This window comes from Methanosarcina sediminis (assembly GCF_052056915.1).
Classification (GTDB): domain Archaea; phylum Halobacteriota; class Methanosarcinia; order Methanosarcinales; family Methanosarcinaceae; genus MTP4.
In genome coordinates this window covers 63,195-81,221 of the sequence record NZ_CP195119.1, presented here as the reverse complement: position 1 = coordinate 81,221, position 18,027 = coordinate 63,195, and the positions used below count along the sequence as shown (strand labels likewise).

The following is an 18,027-nucleotide window of genomic DNA, read 5'->3' as shown; positions in this document are numbered from 1 at the left end:
ATATCGTTACATATCATTACTTATCATTATTTATCCCTGATACAATCGGCAGCAGCAGGTGTCAATGACCCTGTTGTAAGCAGCTGGATCGGGGAGGATAGATCGGATAAAAAGCACTGTGATTTAAAAGAAATTCCATACATTATTTCCGGGCTATATTTATTGGGGATAGAAAGCTCAGGAAATCGCATTCAGGGGGAATGCAGACGGCTGGGGAGAACAGGATTAGAATAGCTATTGCAGGGCTGGGGAACTGTGCAAGTTCCCTTGTACAGGGAATTGAGTACTACAGGATAAAGGAAAGCTGCGATGAGGGAAGCAGTGAAAGGTATGGTGGGTCCAGGGGCAACAGTGATATAATTGGCCTGATGCACCGGGACCTGGGAGGCTACCATCCCTCTGATATTGAGGTTGTGGCGGCTTTTGACATTGATAAACGAAAAGTGGGAAAGGATGTCTCGGATGCTATCTTCGCTCCTCCCAACTGCACCACCGTTTTCTGTTCCGGAGTCCCGGCTACGGGCGTGGAAGTAAAAATGGGAAGGGTCCTGGACGGCTGTTCCGAACATCTCGTAGATTATCCTGAAGAATGCAGGTTTTTGCTCTCGGAAGCGGAGGAGGCTACAAAGGAAAACATCATCCAAACTCTCCGGAGCTCCGGAGCCGAAGTCCTCCTGAACTACATGCCTGTAGGCTCGGAGCAGGCTGCCCGCTTTTATGCCGACTGCGCCCTTGAAGCAGGCTGCGCGTTTATAAACAACATGCCCGTGTTCATAGCAAGCGACCCCGCCTGGGCCAGGCGTTTTGAGGAAAAAGCCCTCCCGATAATAGGTGACGACATCAAGTCCCAGCTGGGAGCCACAATCGTCCACCGGACCCTTGCCGACCTTTTTAAGAAGCGGGGGGTCAAAGTGGAGCGCACCTACCAGCTCAACACCGGCGGGAACACCGATTTCCTGAACATGCTCAACCGCAGCCGCCTGAAGTCCAAGAAGACCTCCAAGACCGAAGCCGTGCAATCCGTGCTGGCCAAGCGCCTGGAAGTCGAAAACATCCACGTGGGACCCAGTGACTACGTGCCCTGGCAGAAAGACAACAAGGTCTGTTTCCTCAGGCTGGAAGGCAAGCTCTTTGGGGACGTGCCAATGAACCTGGAACTCCGGCTTTCGGTGGAAGATTCCCCGAATTCCGCAGGCGTGGTCATCGACGCCATCCGCTGCTGTAAACTTGCCCTGGACCGCGGGGTAGGGGGAGTGCTCTATTCTCCGTCGGCCTATTTCATGAAGCACCCGCCAAAACAGTTCCCTGACGATGAAGCATACCGCATGACCGAGTTATTTATTGCGGGAGAAAAATAAGAGCTGTACAGGGTAAAAAAGAAAGAGGGTTCGGATAAAGGACTCCCCTCAAAATATGATTTTTTGAAGGTTCAGGATTCGGGTATTCAGACCCGGAATCAGGATTTATGTCAGAACTCAGGCCTCATGAAGCTTTATTTGGAGAGTTCTTCTTCCACCTCTTCGGCTCCTGCTTCCAGTTCCAGCCCCTGCTGCGGGTCAAACCTGAGTAAAAGGGTCTGGAACTCCCCCACATGTGTCTTTTCTTCCTTTGCAATGTCCAGAAGGATTGCCCTGATGTCCTCGTTTTTGGTCAGGTCAGCCATCTGTTCATAAAGGCTTACAGCATCGAGTTCGGCGATGATACCGGCTCTGAGAATCTGCTTGTCAATGTCTTCTTCTGGTACTTTTTCAAGATCGATTGGAATCTTGGATAACATAATATTCACCCCTTACGTTATTATATGGGAGACTTAAATCATAAAGATTTTTGTTCCGGTTCTTAAATTTCCCCACATTGAAAATAATTTCTACATCGCAAATCATTTTCCACATTATAAATTATATTCAAATTACAGGTTATTTCACATAGTTAATTATTTAAATAACTCCCTGGCCGGTTCCCAGATAACTGATCCTGTAGATCGCATCATTTTTATCGTCCGAGACCAGCAGCGCCCCGTCCGGCATGACAAGGACGTCCACAGGTCTTCCCCAGGATGAAAAGCCCTGAAGCCAGCCTTCCGCAAAGGCCTCGTAACTAACGGGTGTCCCGTTTTCCAACCTGACAAGGGTCACCCGGTACCCGATTGGAATTTTCCGGTTCCAGGAGCCATGTTCTGCAATAAAGGTCTGGTTCCTGTACTCCTCGGGAAACATCGTGCCCGTGTAAAAGGTCATTCCGAGGGCAGCCACATGCGGGCCGAGCTTGACCTCAGGGGGCGTAAACTCCTCGCAGTCCCGCAGTTCCCCGAATTCCGGGTCAGGGATGTCGCCTCCGTGGCAGAAAGGAAAACCAAAATGCAGGCCAGGTTCCGGTGCCCTGTTCAACTCGTCCGGGGGCAGGTCGTCCCCGAGCCAGTCCCGCCCGTTGTCCGTGAACCAGAGTTCTTCGGTCTCCGGGTGCCAGGCAAAACCCACGCTGTTCCTTATCCCCCTGGCAAAGACCTCAAGCCCGCTTCCGTTTGCTTCCATCCGCATTATCGTTGCGTAGCGCTCGTCATCTTCTTCTCTATTGCAGACGTTGCAGGGCGCCCCCACAGGCACGTAGAGCTTCCCGTCAGGCCCGAACTTGATATACTTCCAGCCGTGGGACTGGTCGGTGGGGAAACTGTCATTTACTATCACAGGTTCGGGCGGGTCTTCCAACCTGCTTTCGATATCGTCATAGCGGATCACCCGGGAAACCTCGGCCACATAGAGCGAACCGTTCCTGAAGGCAACCCCGTTTGGCATGTTCAGCCCTTCGGCTATCACGATCAACTCATCGGCCCGGTTGTCCCGGTCCCGGTCCGGGAGCGCATAGACGTTCCCTGCATTCCGGCTCCCGACAAAGAGCGTGCCGTTCGGGCTGAGAGTCATCGACCTGGCATTTTCCACGTTTTCAGCATAGTATTCAATAGAAAACCCCGGCGGAAGCTCAATACAGTCGAGCCCCGACTCCCCCTCAGTACATTCCTGTGCCTGCATGTTTTGAATAATGGCGTACACTGCAAAAATCAGGACGATAAAACCGATAACTCTGAGAATCCCCATAAATATCTGCCTTCTAGCCATAAATCCCCCTTTCCGGCCATAAATGCCCCGCTTTACCTTAACTTTCATATCTCAGTCTGTTTCATCTGAAGCCGCTTCAGCCTTAGAGCGCCCTTGCGGTCTCTATCAGCTCATTTTCGGCTTCAGGTGTGGCGTATCCCTGCCCTCTCCAGCGGATAATCCCCTTCCGGTCCAGCAAAAAGACGTAAGCTGACTGGGTATCTTCCATCTCAAGGGCTTCCTGGTAGTCCGAATAATCCCCGTAGAATGTGATTACGTTGTCATGCTTTTCCGTGGGAATCCCACCTCTCATCCCGGAATCAATCATCCAGGAAAGCACTTTCCAGCCCTGGCTGATCATCGGGAGCTCGTAGATTGCAAAATGTTCGTCTCCCCCAAATTCCCGCTCGAAAGGCCGGATCCAGGAGTCAATTTGTTCCTGGGCATTGCGCACAAAGGCTATACTGACGAGCGTAATTTTCCCTTCGGAACAGTCAGGCAGTGTAAGGAGATTGTTCGCAAGGGACTTTGATGTGACTTTGGGAAACCTTGTGCCAACGACTTTTTTTGCGGCTTGCTTCATATTTGCAGTCAGCCTTTTTACAGAGTCATCAACCGCATAGCTTCCTTCCCTGAAAACTTTACGTTCCTGATTTTCCTGCATAGGTATAATGAAGTTCCCCCCACTTCATGAATAAAGGCTTCGAAATTTTCTTTTGCAAGCTGTCTCAAAACCGTTTTGAATTCTACAATTGGGTAATATCCATTTCAATTTCAATTTTTATTCGAAAAGAGATCAGTTTTCATTGATCAACATAGCTTACTTGTCTTTCCCGCCACAATTCTGCATCCATTCCCTAATTTATTTCCTCTCCCGGTTATCATTTTCAGAATTTCTTTCAAACTTTTACCTTCTCTCTTCATGAAATCCACTATTTTCTTTAGATTGTGTACAGTACACATCATAATAAACTCAATTTTTGTCTTCCTTTTCCCTCTCAAAAGAAATTCCCTGAATCCTCTATCCTGTTTCATCTGGCCAAACACAGGTTCTACAGTAAACATTCTTTCCTGATACTGTTCCGTTCCTTCTTCTGTATTCAGTTTAGCCCTCATATTCTCCATCAGGTACTCCCTTGGATCTCTTGATATTGTCCTGTTTTCACTCTCGGTACATGCATTTTTTAACACGCATAAAGAACAATACTTACATACATAATACCGTAAATCTGGCTCATCGTTCCTTTTTTGTATTCTTGTAAATGGGATTTCAAATGCAGCAGGGCAATAATAACAGTCCTTTTCCTGATCATATTTAAAGAGAGATTTTCTGAACTTCTTTGCTTTTCCCCTTTTCTCTACTTCATAAAAGTTATCAGGAATATAAGCATCAATTTCTTGATCGAGTAAAAATTTCACATTATCATATGAAAAATAACCTGCATCTGCCAGCACTATTGTTGGCTTGTATCCCAGTGTTTCTTTTACATTTTCTATCATTGGTTCAACTTGATGCAAGTCATTTTCTTCATCGACAACGTCTGATGCAACGATTATTTGTTCCTTTTCATCAACAGCAACCTGACAATTATAAGAAGGTTTCTTGCTTCCATCTTTATGCTTCATAATTTTAGCATCGTTGTCTGTGATGTTTACTTTTTTTAACTTTTCTTCGTCAATTTTTTTCATAGCAGCTTTGATTTTCTCTAATCTTTTCTGCTTGTTAACCAGTTCTTCTGGCACCTGGTATGGTGTCGAATCACCATAAATTTCGTCTTCCTGTTTATCGACCTCAATGCTTTCTTTGAGTATCTTATCGATCTCTTTTTTGAGAGCGTCGGAACTCTTACTTTGTCTTGGTGAAGCGTTTGCCTTAACCTTTGTTCCATCGATCGAAATACTGGAACCAATCATATCCATTTCCTTACAAAACGTGACAACCTGTGAAAATATTTCTTTAATCGGGTCAAGATGAGTTGAACGGAATCGACAAATAGTATGGAAATCAGGTTTTTGCATAGCTGCAAGGTACATAAAAGCAGTATCAGTTTGTGTCATTTGCTCTATCTTGCGTGAACTTCTAATGTTTATAAGGTACCCGTAGAGTAAGATTTTTAAAAGAAATCTTGGGTGATAGGCAGGGCAACCTTCCTCAGAGTAAGTGGACTCAATATCACTAATATCAACGAGATCTATGAGGTCGTTTAACACTCTGGCAATATGGTTTTCAGGAACAAACTCTTCCAGGCTTAATGGAAGTAAAAATTGCTGCTTTTGATCGTACTTTTTGAACATGGTGAAACACTGGAATTAATTTTATCAAATAGTATACTTATATGTAATACATATTTTTAAAAAGATAAATATTCCTAATATTTCTTACCCAAATGTGCGATCAAGCATAGTTTTGAGACAGCCTGTTTGGCTCACTTTTAATTATCCTGATTTTTCTAATTATTATTTTTCGTTTTCTAATTATTATTTTTCGTTTACTAATTATTATTTTTCGTTTTCTAATTATTATTTTTCGTTTTCTAATTATTATTTTTCGTTTTCTAATTATTATTTTATATTAGTATGATTATCTAATTTATTCCAGCTATTCCAATTATATATTATATTATCCTGCTTTGTAGAAATGCTTTTTTCGGGAAGTTTCATTTCCCATTTTCATTCCTTTAATTTCGAGCAGGTTAATACTTTCACCCCGCATGCTCAAGCTTTTTTAAGATGTAGCTTTTATCTATCGCGTAATGCCTGCCCCCGATCCGAATAAAAGCGATCCTAAAAAGCGGATTACTTTCCATGTGGACATGGACAGCTTTTTTGCTTCTGTGGAGGTCAGGGAGAGACCCGAACTGAAAGGGCTGCCCGTTGTCGTGGGTTCCGACCCGAAAGGAGGGGTGGGGAGGGGAGTTGTAAGCACCTGTTCCTACGAGGCGCGGGAGTACGGGGTCCATTCGGCAATGCCGATTTCAAAGGCGTATAAGCTCTGTCCCGAAGCGGTTTTTTTACCCGTCAACATGAAGCTCTATGTGGGAGTCTCGGCGGGGGTAATGGAGGTCCTCAGGGGCTTTGCGGAAAAGTTCCAGCAGGTCAGCGTGGACGAGGCATACCTGGTGCCCGGGCCCGAGGTCAGGGATTTTGAGGAAGCTGCCCTTTATGCCCTTCGGATCAAGGACGAAGTCCGGAAACAGGCTGGAATTACCTGTTCCGTGGGGGTAGGCCCCAACAAGCTCCTTGCAAAGATTGCTTCGGGCTTCCAGAAACCGGATGGGATGACCGTGGTCCGCCCCGAAGACGTCAGGGATTTTCTTTTTCCAATGCAGGTCTCGAAAATCCCGGGCATAGGGGAAAAAACCACGGAAGCCCTGAAAGGGATGGGAATCTCCACTGTGGAAGAGCTTTCAAACTGCAATGTCCAGCTCCTGAAGGAAAAGTTCGGGAAATTGGGCTTGCGGATGAAGCAGATGGCAAACGGGCTTGACTTCGGGGAGGTAAGGGAAAAAGAGAGCGTAAAGTCTATCAGCAGGCACGGAACCTTTGAGGAAGACACCGGCGACCCGGTAAAGATCTTCGGCTCCCTGGATTCTCTTGCCGAGGCAGTGCACGGTTCCCTGCTCAGCAATAACTTCCTCTACAGGACCGTAACCCTGACCGTACGCTTCGAGGACTTTTCAACGTATACCCGTTCGAAAACCGTCCCGATCTGGACTTCGGATATCTTCGTGATAAAAAGGCTGATCCGCCAGCTTCTTTCCGAGTTCCTGGGCAGCAGGAAGTTCCGGCTGGTGGGAGTTGGGGTCTCAAAGCTTCGGGAAAGGGACGAAAGGCAGACCATGATAACGGATTTTCTGTAGAGTCTGCGAAAAAGCCTGCAAAAAAATGCCGGAATCTCCGGGGTTTTCGGACTTTCAGGCTCTTCGGCTCTTCGGCTCTTCGGCTTTTCAGGTCACTATTCAGACTTTCAGACATTCAATCACAGGTTATTTTGGCTCCCAGGCTCACTATTCGAGCTTTTGGGCTCACGGGGTATTCAGATTTAATAATTTTTCACAAAAAGAAAAACAGAGGATTTGTATCGTGATAGAATATGGTGTTTCGGGTGCGGAAAAAGAACTTTTGAGGGATGTCAGGTCTAACGGGATTCCGGCTGAGCGTTTCCGGGAAATTTCCGAGGAGAGGCAGAGGCTTGAGTCTGAATATTCCGAAAAGGCAGAGCTGGCTGAAGAAGAAATCCGGAGGGAAATCAAGGCCCTGGACGCAAAGATCGGAAAATTGAGGCAGGTTATAGAAAAAGAATCCTGCCGCATCTCGGAAGAAACCAGGCTGGAACTTGTAAAACTGGAAGCCGAATTAAAAGAAGCTAAAAAAGTGCGCCCGGTCCCGGGAAAGCTGATGTCCTATCTCCTGGCCCGGGTGAAAAGGTACCTGAAAGGCAGGCGCCATGCCCGGCTGAGGGCGGAGTCCCAAAAAGAGGCGGACAGACTGCTCAGGAACGAATACGCCGCCCTGAAGGAAGGAAAAGACCGCTCCGAGTACCTGAAAAACAACAGCGGTTCGGAAATCGAAAGAAAGCTCTTTCCCCTTGTAAGGCAGCTTGAAGCTCTTAAAAAAATAATGGTCTCAAACAATTACTGGGGAGCTGAGGGAGAGTTGCATGTTATTGAAAAGCTTCGTACCCTCCCTGACGAATACTATCTCTTCAACGACCTGAAGCTGGAGCTTGAGGAGTACATAAGTTTCGAAGGCAAAAAGCTGAAATCAGCCCAGATCGACCATCTGCTTGTGGGGCCTTCCGGGGTCTATGTAATCGAAACGAAAAACTGGAGCCCTGCCTATGTGAAAAAGGTCTTCAAGGAACACTCCTTCACCCCGTACGACCAGGTAAAGAGAAGCAGCTATCTTGTCTACAGGTACCTTAACGGCTTGAAATACGGGAGCCGTCTTCAGAGAGGCTATTTCAAAATCGCAAACAAAGAGATAAAAGTACAGCCTGTAATCGCCATAGCAGGTTCGAAAATCCCTCTGGAAAAAAGCCCCGTCCAGGTGCTGTTTGCGGACAGCCTGAGTTCCCACGTCCTGAGTCGGGAAGTGACCCTCTCAAAAGGAGATGTTAAAAAAATTGTAAAGCAGCTGGAAAACCTGTTCCCGATGTGAACTTTTCCATCTTATTTCTCCACCGAATTTCTCCATATAATTCGGTCAACCTATTTCGGTCCGACTCTTCGGGAGCCGTTACCGGCTCCGAAATACAGCTTTTATAACATTAAGTCTAAATTACGAATAGATGGAAAGCCCTTTCAAAATGAGCCTGGCCCTTTTCCTGATCATTATTCTGGCAGCGGCGCTTTCCTACGCTCTCCTTCCCTATATAAACTACTTCTTCGGAGCTTTCATCCTGTTCGCGATTTTCAGGCCGCTTTACGTGTTCCTGCGGGGGAAGCCGAAGTTCAGGAAAGGGACAGCAGCCCTGACCTCAATCGTTGTTTCCATCATTGTCGTGCTCATCCCCCTTTATTTTCTTCTGAGCATCATCGTGGGAGAGACCCAGGCCCTCCTTGAGGACTCGTATTCAACGCGCCTGTTTGCCCAGATAGTGGACGATTTCTTCAGCCAGTACCTGTCTCGTTTTGACCTGCCTTACGCGACGATTCAGGCAGAAGTCGAAGGGAGAGTCCTTGAATTTGCCTCCGAAGCCGTTAATTTCGTAAGCAAGTTTATCCTTGATTCCATCCAGGGGCTGAGCAGGCAGGTAGTGGGTTTTACGATAATGTATTTTTTGCTCTACTACCTGTTCACGAGTGAAGAAGGGTTATTGGAGACGCTTCACAAGGTTATCCCTTTTAACAAGGAAAACACCGAGATCCTCCTGGGGGAGTTTGGAAAAATTGTCCACAGCGTCCTGATTTCCAGCGGTATTATAGCCATTTTCCAGGGTGGGGTCCTGACTCTTGCCTTCCTGGTTTTCGGGGTAGGGGGAGCTTTTCTCTGGGGTTTCATTGCTGCACTCCTATCCTTTTTACCGATTGTGGGGGCAACCTTCGTCTGGGTCCCTGCAGCTATCGTTCAGCTCCTCCAGCATGACTACTTCGCAGGAATAGGGATCATCGGGGCAGGCATAATCATAAGCTCGGTTGACAATTTACTCAGGCCCTTCATCCAGGAGAAAGTGGGTGCTCTGCATCCTTTCCACTCCCTGCTCGGGATAATCATAGGGGTATCCCTCTTCGGGTTGATCGGGATCGTAGTAGGTACCCTCCTTTTATCTTATTTTATCCTCATAGTCAGGATGTTTTCCGAAGAGTACCTTTCAGGAAAGGCACAAAAGGGAGGAAGTTATGAGGCTGCGGGAACGGAGGGTAAAAGTTCGGATGAAGAGAAAAGGGTAAATAAAGAGTAAAAGTTCGGATGAAGAGCATGAATCCCGGCATTTTCGTCCAGTTTTTATTATTCAAGTTTCTTTCTCCGGTTGCAAGCATCTATAGTCAATGACCCAAATTCCTTCCCCAATCTCAAGTGAAAGTTTAACCACAGAAAGCACGGAAAACACGGAATAAAGGAAATAGGGGCACAATCCTTCCGTGCTTTCCGTGTCTTCCGTGGTTATAAAGAAAGTGTAAATATTTATGTACGGGACTATAAATTCACCCCGTTCCATGCGTTCAAGCCAGAGGCAATTTTTATACGGGCAAAAATCCGGGTAAAATTCCCATTTTTCCATTTCCTCCGAAAAAGGGTTCTGGATGCACGTCTTAGTATATCATATGCAAATTGAGGTCCTGGGAAGCGAATCATTCGGAGCGAGGTCCCTTGCCTGTGTGGTCAGGACGGAAAACCGGGTGATAGTCATTGATCCGGGGGTTGCCCTGGCTCGCCTCCGCTTTTCTCTCTTTCCCCATCCTCTGGAAGTTGCTGCGGCTGCCAGGATCAGAGATAAGGTTCTTTCCGCACTTGCCGGGGCCACGGACGTGGTAATCAGCCATTATCACGGGGATCATATGCCCATGAGAGCCGAAGACCCCTACCAGCTCCCCGTAGAAGCCCTTCCACCTCTTGAAGGGATCAGGTTCTGGTGCAAGGGGCCGGAAAATATTTCCCGGCTTTCGGCCAGGAGAAGAAAGGAACTTTCCGCCTTTCTCGGATTTTCCCTTCCGAATTCCGAAGGGGAAAACTGCGGATGCATTTCTTTTTCCCGGCCTGTTCCCCACGGTGCGCGGGGCAAGGGCTTCGGGGAGGTGCTGATGACCCGCATCCGGGAAGGGGATGAGGTCTTTGTCCACTGTTCGGACATCCAGCTCCTGGACAGGGAAGCAGTCCTCACCGTACTTGCCTGGGAACCCACGACAGTCCTGGCCTCAGGCCCTCCAGTCTACCTTTCCCACCGCGTCCCGGAAGCCAAAACGGAAGCCTTTGAAAACGGGCTCCTCCTTGCCAGAAATGTCGATACGCTTATCCTTGACCACCATCTGCTCAGGTCCTTTTCCGGATACCGCTGGTTAAAGGAACTGGGTGAAGCTGCAGGAAACAAATCCGGGGTGCTCTGCGCTGCAGAATTCATGGGAGAAAAACCGAATCTGCTGGAAGCCAGGAGAAAAGCCCTCTACAGAGAACTGCCCGTACCCGCGGGCTGGCATGAAGCCTATGCAAGAGGGGAGGCAGGGTTTGAAGAGTACTTAGAAAGGTAAGATGAAAGCTCAAGAGCCTTAATCGAATAAAAAAGTCACAACAGGTCCTGCAAAACAGGGAACTGAGCAATACGGAGATCGCTCACCTGCAAGTCCTGTTAGATTGGTTCTCTGTTAGATTGGTTCTCTGTTAGATTGGTTCTCTGTTAGATTGGTTCTCTGTTAGATTGGTTCTGGCTCAGACAGCTTCCTGCTCTGGCGGTTCTTCAGAATTTTCGAGCTTTTCTATTCGGGTTGCCAGTTTCTGAAAGTGATCAATATATTCATCTCCCCATACGCGGGCAGCGGGCTCGAAACTCATCAAGTATTTCCGGTCAAAAACCGCTGATTTGGGGAAGAGAGCTATTGCCATGAAATTGTCTGCTACCATGAGTGAGGGGACCTTAGCATTTTCCTTAAAGGTAAAAAGTTCGGCATTTTCAAGGCTAAGTAATTCTTCCGTTTCCACCCTGTAATCTTCAACCCACCTTCTCAAGATCGGTTCGGGAATAAGAAGGGATACTCTGATTCCTTTCCGAGCCAGGTCAAGGTAATGAGAAGGAAAGAGGGGATGGAAGTAAGAAAGCAGCGCTCTTAACCTTTTAGCCTTTTTCATGTTTTCTACTAATAGGGGGATCAACTCAAACATGCGGTCAATATCGGGCTCAGTCGTGGTGCATTGCCCAAGTTCATTGATCCTGCGCAGGAGCTCCTGAGGAATTGTTGCCATATCCCTGTTAGCCCAGTAGTCTACGTTTTCTTCCAGCAGGTCAAGGGTGTCCAGCAAAGGTTTCATTTTTTCCACAACGATCCTTCCGATATCGGTAAGTACGTAGAGGTCTTCTTCCTGGGTAACCAGGTGCTGTTCCTTGAGCTTTTTTAGCTGGGGCTGGACCGAAGTGGCATTGGCTTTGAGGATTTCCCTTATCGTTTCGATGTTTTTTGGGCCTTCCATTAAAAGAAGGAGTATATTCTTTCGTTTCTCGGAAAGGAAGAGCAGATCGACCAGTGGGTTTACCATAAGCATGCACCGTGGGAAAGGGTTACGGGATATTTTTGTGGGCGGCGTTTGTAGTGCGTGACAGTTTTTATTCATTAATCGGGTGTTGATGGTTAAATGCGTGTTGCTTACTAATGCACATTAACCGGCGCACAGTAAAAAATGCACATTAACCGATTCATATTAACTAAGTGCATAACAATTAATAGTTGAGCATATATAATATTATACAGATTAATTCTTAATATATTTATTTTCCTATTATATATGTTGTGTGTTTATGATTTTCGAGTAGCTTTGCGCAGTTTTTCCTCCCGGAAAATCTTTATTCAGGAACTCTATTTCAAAATGCATATATTTAGACCATATGTTATATATTATACAGAATAAATATTGTGCATATTTGGGGAGGGTCTGCCTTAGTTTCCACTCGTTTACCCGTTTCTCTGGTCTCAGGGGAAATTGAAAATCCGCAGAGACCCACCGAAGAAGAGAAGGAACTTTTCCTTGCGATTGCCGAGCGCCTGATAAAAGCCTCGGAAAAAGAAATGCTTCCCCATTCCATACACGATGTAGTTAAAAGTCTCTCAACGGAACCTTTCAGGAAAGAAATCAACTGCACTGTTTTTCAGGAAAGTCAGGTGGAAAAAGTCAGGATCCTTATAAGGACCCTGTTAATCAGCTGGGATGAGAGCCAGTCAGGGAAATTGGAAGAGGGAAGCCTTGGGGCTTATTCGTGGAACAGCTGTGAGATTGGGATAAAGAAGGGAGTTAAAACGCTGAAATTTACAAACTACCTCATGCTCAACCCTGAGGAACTGAGGGAAAAAGAAAGAGACGATTTCGGGAAAATAGAAAACGAAGGCCTGCTCTACCATGAACTGCTGCACGGCCAGCTCCTGATTGATGCCATGCAGGAAAGCCTCTCCTGGCAGGAAAAAGTTTGCAGGCACGATTTTGATTTTACCCCCGTGGACCTGGAGCACAGGGTCATCTATGACTTTCAATCGGATTTCATGAAAAAATCAGCCGTTGAAAAGGGATACCAGCTCACGGTAAAAAGGATAAAAACAAAATCCGAAAATGGAAGCGAATTCGAATTTGTTCTGGGAGATGTCTCGGAATTTATTGGCAAAGGGGACATTACCCTGATGTACTACGTCCCCCCGGGCTGCGGTATAAGCAACATGGAGTTTGAGGTCCCCAGGGACTCCGCGGGAAACATAAAGACCAGAGGCCCCATAAAAATAAAAGGAAAAATCACCCCTAAAACCAGGCAGGGAAAATGCTACTACTGGGTCCTCCATTCAGGAGGACATAAAAAGAGCAGTCTTTCCGGGCCCTGAACACTTCCGGAACCTCGCCCTATAAACTCTATTATTCCCAAATACAGGTTCTGCAGGATACGGTTTTAGAATACAGGATTCGGAACCGTACCCCACAAAACCCCGGGTTTGCAGCTATTTCCGGATTAGATCATGCCGGTTTTCCATTCAGTTCCCCAGCAATTCCTGTTTCCGGTTTACACTTTCGTCAGTTATTTGGAGTATGGGATTTCCATACTCATACCTACTCCTCCCCCCAAAGGGAAATATGGAGCAAAGACAGACACAATTAAAATTATATCTGTAAGTTACTCATGTATATTCTCACGCATAAATAGTTAATTGTTAAGGAAGTGCCAAACCTTATTAACAGTATCAACAATTACTATTATTTCACACTGAATGCACACCTTCCAGGATAACACGAACTCCGGGACCTGGAATTAAACAAGCAGTAAGGGTTCAGAAACCGATACATGGGTTTGGAGAGATGGTTTTGCAGGTATATGGGTTTGGGGAAAGGTATGGCTTTTGAAAGATGCGAGGAGATGAATGGGGAAGAAACTTTTGCGGGACAGGGAAAAGGGGTACACAGCTACGACAGGCTTGCCCTGGTTCCCGGAAACTGCCTTTTCCCATCCACCGAACGGTTGAAACCCGATGAAAAAACCCTTTTTTTCATGGCCGAAGACCCGGGACTCTGCACACGCTACGCTTTTCACAAACATAAACTGGTTTTCGTACTTTCGGCAATGCGTTCATACCGCGACTGGCTGGCCGAAAAATATGATGTGCTGTACTATCCGCTTCCCGGAATAAAAGAACCCGGGTCCGGTGAAAACTTCAAAGAGTCGGAAAACCCGGTCACTTCGGAAAACTTTATCCCCTCAGCAAACCCGGGCAAACGCAAACTGGCTCATGCCGTAGTCGGTTCCCTGCAAAAAGCCAAAAACCTGACTTACGAGACAAAACTGAAAGATGTCCTGGAAAAGTACGGGATTGGAAAGATCGTTACCTATACGCTCGAGGACTCTTTTTTCAGGGAAAGCATCCTTAATTTCTGTGCCCGGAACGGGGTTGAGCTTGAAATGGTGGACTCTCCCGGTTTCCTAACCCCTGTGGAGACTTTCAGGGCTTATAAAGGGGAGAGGAAAAAGCTCCGCTTTAACGACTTTTACATCTGGCAGAGAAAACGCCTTGGTGTCCTGCTGACAGAAGACGGGCTTCCTGTTGGTGGCAAATGGAACCTTGACCGGGAAAATCGAAAACCTCTTCCCCGGAGACTGGAAGTCCCGAAACTTCAGGCTGCCCCTCGAACCGGGAATACGGAAGAAGTAATAGCCCTTGTAGACACCCTCTTTCCGGACCACCCCGGGAGGACTGAGAATTTTTACCTGCCCACGACAAGAAAAGCAGCCCTTGCCTGGCTGGACACCTTTCTCAAGGAGCGTTTCAGGTATTTTGGGCCTTATGAGGACGCCCTTGCAGAAGGGGAACCTTTCCTTTTTCATTCCGTACTTTCACCCCTGCTTAACTTCGGGCTCCTGACCCCCGGAGAGGTGGTTGAAAAGGCTATCGAAACTTACGAAAGGAGCACAGCAGCAGATGAAATATTCAGAAAGGTTGGGAAAGAAGAAGAAGAAGAAGAAGAAGAAGATAGAGGGAAAGAAAGAGAGGAAGAGAAAGGGGGCGAGGAAGGAAAAGTCAGAAAGGTTGGGAAAGAAGAAGAAAAACTAAAAGAAAGTGAGAAAGAATATTTTCCGTTTTCAAGCCTGGAAGGTTTTGTGCGCCAGGTGATTGGCTGGAGGGAGTTCATGCGGGGGATGCACCGCTGCTCGGAGATTGAGGGAAACTTCTTCGGGCACGAAAGGAAACTGGACGGGCGCTGGTACCGGGGGGATCTGGGGATCGAACCTGTTGACCGGACAATCCGGCAGGTCCTGGAATACGGGTATGCCCACCATATCCAGCGGCTGATGGTGCTCGGGAACTTCATGCTGCTCTGTGAAATCCACCCTGCCGAAGTCTACCGCTGGTTCATGGAACTCTTCGTGGACTCCGCGGACTGGGTGATGGTCCCGAACGTCTACGGCATGAGCCAGTTTGCGGACGGTGGGAGCTTTGCCACGAAACCTTACATCTCGGGCTCAAACTACCTCCTTAAGATGGGGGATTATGAAAAAGGGGAGTGGTGCGAGGTCTGGGACGCCCTTTTCTGGAGCTTTATCGATAAAAACCGGGAGTTTTTCCTTAAAAACTACAGGACAGCCGTGCTGGTCGGGACCTGGGATAAAATGTCAGGGGAAAAGAGAAAAAAACTCCTGCAGGTAGCTGCACGGTTCCTAGATAAAATAAGTTAAAATCCGTTTTAAAAGTCAGGTGCCTGCCAGGTGCTTTCAGGCTCCTCCGGAATTTCGGCACCCCATGATTTTTTTCAGGCCTTTTCGTATTTTTCCGTGACGTCTTCGATAATTCCCTGGAAATGGGTTGCAGCTCCCTCTTCGTCCCTCTGGATAAAGGTCGTTTCTTCCACCCAGCGCACTTCCCCGGACTTCGTAAGGATACGGTATTCACGGTTGAACATTTTTCCGCCTTCCTTGCAGTTCTCGTCAAGTTCGAGTTCCACCTGGAGCAGGTCATCAGGGTGGACGATCTTTCCGTAGAGGACCCTGCCGGAGATGAAGTCTTCGGGAGAATACCCAAACTGCCGGATGTTTTCGGACACATAGAGCGTTGGCCAGTACTTATCGGCTTTCCACAGGAATACAACCATGGGGCTGTTGTTAATCACGGTCTCCAGGGCTTTTTCCCGGTCTAGCAAGGCTTTTTGTTTTTCCATGAGGGCTTTCTGGCTTTCCAGGGCATCCCTCAGGGCCCTTTCTTTTTCAATTTCTTCGGTAATGTCCCGGACTATTCCCTGAAAGTGGGTTACTTCCCCCAGGTCATCACGCTGTATAAAGGTTTTTTCTTCTACCCAGCGCACTTTTCCCTTACCGGTGAGCACCCTGTAGCGCTGGACAAAAATATCTTTTCCCAGTGCACAGCACCTGTTGAGCCCCGATCGGACCTTCTCCAGATCCTCGGAATGCACGATGTTGCCATATACGATCCTGCCGGTAAGGAAATCTTCTGCGCTGTACCCCAGCAGGCTGACGTTTTCAGAGACATATTCCGCAGGCCAGTTTTCTTCCGCGGTCCACAGGAAAACCATCACAGGGCTGTTGTTGATCACGGTTTCCAGGACTTTTTGCCTATCCAGTGCCTCATCCAGAGCCTCTTCATCACTTTCAGCTAAATGATTGAATCCCATTGTAACTCCTCTCACTCTCAAGAACCCTTTTTTGGTAGTTCCGGGCAATTTGCCCGTGAAACTCCCAGGTAAATATAATATATTCTGAATATAAGATATGTTTTGATATCTTATAAATTGCTGTCCTTATGCACGGAGCCCGGAGAATGAAAGTTTCGGGGGTAGAAATCGAATCGGAAAAAAGAGTCCGGTGATGCTCAAAGGGGAATTAAAGGAGAAAAGGAAGAGTAGAAGGGAAGATTAGAAGGGAAGATTAGAAGGGAAGAGAAATAGAAGAAAGAGTGGAAATGGAAAGTGAAGGGAAAAAAGGAAATGAAAGGAAAAACCGGGTCCTTGTAAATGACCCCATAAAAGAACCTGAAAACTATGGCAAGTATTTCGGAGTTTGTTTTTCCTACCACAACTCAAAAGCCTGCATCTGCGGCAGCTGCCCTTCGTACCCGGGAAGCGGAAATATGTTCTGTGCAAGGGGAAAAAGCAGGCTAACAGATGACATGCTCCCTGAAAAGAAGGACGATTGCCTGTGCCGGGACTGTGAGCTTTACAGGAAGTTCCGCTTTGAAGGGCAGTATTTCTGCATGGGGGAATGAGCAGCTGTGGATCACCCTTACTTTTCGCTCTTTTTCCCAGGGTTCTGGATTCAAATCCATAAAAGTTCCACGAATAACCATAAAGATCTCATGGATATCCAAAAAAGTTTCTTGAATAACTATAAAAGTCATGTGAGTAACTAAAAAAGTTTCTTGAATAACTATAAAAGTCATGTGAGTAACTAAAAAAGTTTTTCTAATAACTATAAAAGTCATGTGAGTAACTAAAAAAGTTTTTCGAGTAACTATAAAAGTCATGTGAGTAACTAAAAAAGTTTCTTGAATAACTATAAAAGTCACCGAAATGACCGAAACCCGGGTTGAAAAAAGTTATAATGAATATTCTAAAACGGACGGCATGTCCCCCTGAACCTGAAGGTTCAGGGGGTCTTTACCCATGCTGTCATTGGGATGGCAGCTACCATTATGAGATAGGAAACGTTTGCCCCTCTCTGCATGTTTCCAGCCTCTCTCATACAGGTTGCTATCCTCGTTTATATGGTTTCGGCAGATTTTGGTGGCTTCTTTTCCTTCCGGAAGAGAAACAATTTCTCCTTCTGCTTCAGGGGATATTCGGGCACGAAGGTTCCCGAATGATTTCGTTTTTGTTTGCCATTTTTCAACCTCCATCAAACTTCGTGACACCGATCCGGTTTCCTGACAAACCCTTAGTCGGGTGTAAAAGGAAACAACCACACACGAAAGCTTCCTTTTATTCCGTTTTGTTCGCCATTTTTTACTTATATAAGTCAGGAACCGGTCCAGATCCTTGATGGGGCAGGACTGAAACAGAATGTTCCGGATTATCCAATTATATGTTAACAAAAATATTTAACCTAGCTCGTGGAGTCTTTTCCATGAAGTCCGGAATTTGAAAGTATCTGTGGCATTTACAAAGGTCAGATGCGCAGCCCTGCCATGGAGTCCCTGGATATCGGCCCTGAAAGATGAGCTTTGCACATGTCCTGAGATTTTTCAATCATATTGAAAAATTTAAGAGCTTTGAATCAGACTCCCAGGGATGTGGCTAACTTCCTTTCTCT

The 18,027-nt window shown here is 46.7% G+C and carries 16 protein-coding genes; 8 read left to right on the top strand and 8 right to left on the bottom strand.

The window, feature by feature from the left end:
- Window positions 1-200 precede the first annotated feature (200 nt).
- Window positions 201-1,358 carry an inositol-3-phosphate synthase gene (locus ACSAZK_RS00305; protein WP_440955456.1) on the top strand — a complete coding sequence of 386 codons (1,158 nt, stop codon included), beginning with the start codon at window positions 201-203 and terminating at the stop codon, window positions 1,356-1,358.
- A gap of 134 nt (window positions 1,359-1,492) precedes the next feature.
- On the opposite strand, the gene ACSAZK_RS00300 is transcribed toward ACSAZK_RS00305, so the two are convergent.
- From ACSAZK_RS00300 to ACSAZK_RS00285, 4 genes are all read right to left on the bottom strand, one after another.
- Window positions 1,493-1,777, bottom strand: coding sequence for a ferritin family protein (locus ACSAZK_RS00300; RefSeq protein WP_048178678.1), 285 nt, complete (start codon window positions 1,775-1,777; stop codon window positions 1,493-1,495).
- A gap of 160 nt (window positions 1,778-1,937) precedes the next feature.
- A complete protein-coding gene (locus ACSAZK_RS00295) occupies window positions 1,938-3,113 on the bottom strand; it encodes a PQQ-dependent sugar dehydrogenase (protein ID WP_440955455.1) in 1,176 nt (391 codons plus the stop codon).
- 82 nt (window positions 3,114-3,195) lie between these two features.
- Window positions 3,196-3,756: a hypothetical protein gene (locus ACSAZK_RS00290; RefSeq protein ID WP_440955454.1), complete on the bottom strand. Its 561-nt coding sequence runs from the start codon at window positions 3,754-3,756 to the stop codon at window positions 3,196-3,198.
- Window positions 3,757-3,902: 146 nt separating this feature from the next.
- Window positions 3,903-5,387, bottom strand: coding sequence for an IS1182 family transposase (locus ACSAZK_RS00285; RefSeq protein WP_440953887.1), 1,485 nt, complete (start codon window positions 5,385-5,387; stop codon window positions 3,903-3,905).
- Between the two features lie 458 nt (window positions 5,388-5,845).
- Between ACSAZK_RS00285 and dinB the strand changes: the two genes are divergently transcribed.
- The 3 genes from dinB to ACSAZK_RS00270 all read left to right on the top strand — a co-directional run bounded on the left by dinB (window position 5,846) and on the right by ACSAZK_RS00270 (window position 9,495).
- Window positions 5,846-6,952 (top strand): DNA polymerase IV, encoded by a 1,107-nt coding sequence (gene dinB / locus ACSAZK_RS00280; RefSeq protein WP_440955453.1) that lies wholly within the window; start codon window positions 5,846-5,848, stop codon window positions 6,950-6,952.
- Window positions 6,953-7,175: 223 nt separating this feature from the next.
- A complete protein-coding gene (locus ACSAZK_RS00275; RefSeq protein WP_440955452.1) occupies window positions 7,176-8,252 on the top strand; it encodes an NERD domain-containing protein in 1,077 nt (358 codons plus the stop codon).
- Between the two features lie 130 nt (window positions 8,253-8,382).
- Entirely contained in the window at window positions 8,383-9,495 is a 1,113-nt protein-coding gene (locus ACSAZK_RS00270; RefSeq protein WP_440955451.1) for an AI-2E family transporter, read from the top strand.
- Between the two features lie 51 nt (window positions 9,496-9,546).
- Here the strand turns inward: ACSAZK_RS00270 and ACSAZK_RS00265 are convergent, their stop codons facing one another.
- A complete protein-coding gene (locus ACSAZK_RS00265) occupies window positions 9,547-9,816 on the bottom strand; it encodes a hypothetical protein (RefSeq protein WP_440955450.1) in 270 nt (89 codons plus the stop codon).
- A 43-nt stretch (window positions 9,817-9,859) separates the two neighbouring features.
- Between ACSAZK_RS00265 and ACSAZK_RS00260 the strand changes: the two genes are divergently transcribed.
- Window positions 9,860-10,780, top strand: a complete 921-nt coding sequence (locus ACSAZK_RS00260) for an MBL fold metallo-hydrolase (protein WP_440955449.1) — start codon at window positions 9,860-9,862, stop codon at window positions 10,778-10,780.
- A gap of 178 nt (window positions 10,781-10,958) precedes the next feature.
- On the opposite strand, the gene ACSAZK_RS00255 is transcribed toward ACSAZK_RS00260, so the two are convergent.
- Window positions 10,959-11,780, bottom strand: a complete 822-nt coding sequence (locus ACSAZK_RS00255; RefSeq protein WP_440955448.1) for a helix-turn-helix transcriptional regulator — start codon at window positions 11,778-11,780, stop codon at window positions 10,959-10,961.
- Window positions 11,781-12,154: 374 nt separating this feature from the next.
- On the opposite strand from ACSAZK_RS00255, the gene ACSAZK_RS00250 reads away from it, so the two are divergent.
- Window positions 12,155-13,105 (top strand): hypothetical protein, encoded by a 951-nt coding sequence (locus ACSAZK_RS00250; RefSeq protein ID WP_440955447.1) that lies wholly within the window; start codon window positions 12,155-12,157, stop codon window positions 13,103-13,105.
- Window positions 13,106-13,608: 503 nt separating this feature from the next.
- A complete protein-coding gene (locus ACSAZK_RS00245; protein ID WP_440955446.1) occupies window positions 13,609-15,444 on the top strand; it encodes a cryptochrome/photolyase family protein in 1,836 nt (611 codons plus the stop codon).
- A gap of 74 nt (window positions 15,445-15,518) precedes the next feature.
- Here the strand turns inward: ACSAZK_RS00245 and ACSAZK_RS00240 are convergent, their stop codons facing one another.
- Entirely contained in the window at window positions 15,519-16,394 is an 876-nt protein-coding gene (locus ACSAZK_RS00240; protein WP_440955445.1) for a PAS domain-containing protein, read from the bottom strand.
- A 287-nt stretch (window positions 16,395-16,681) separates the two neighbouring features.
- Between ACSAZK_RS00240 and ACSAZK_RS00235 the strand changes: the two genes are divergently transcribed.
- Window positions 16,682-16,984: a DUF2769 domain-containing protein gene (locus ACSAZK_RS00235; protein ID WP_440955444.1), complete on the top strand. Its 303-nt coding sequence runs from the start codon at window positions 16,682-16,684 to the stop codon at window positions 16,982-16,984.
- A gap of 330 nt (window positions 16,985-17,314) precedes the next feature.
- On the opposite strand, the gene ACSAZK_RS00230 is transcribed toward ACSAZK_RS00235, so the two are convergent.
- Window positions 17,315-17,614, bottom strand: coding sequence for a hypothetical protein (locus ACSAZK_RS00230; protein WP_440955443.1), 300 nt, complete (start codon window positions 17,612-17,614; stop codon window positions 17,315-17,317).
- Window positions 17,615-18,027: the final 413 nt, after the last annotated feature.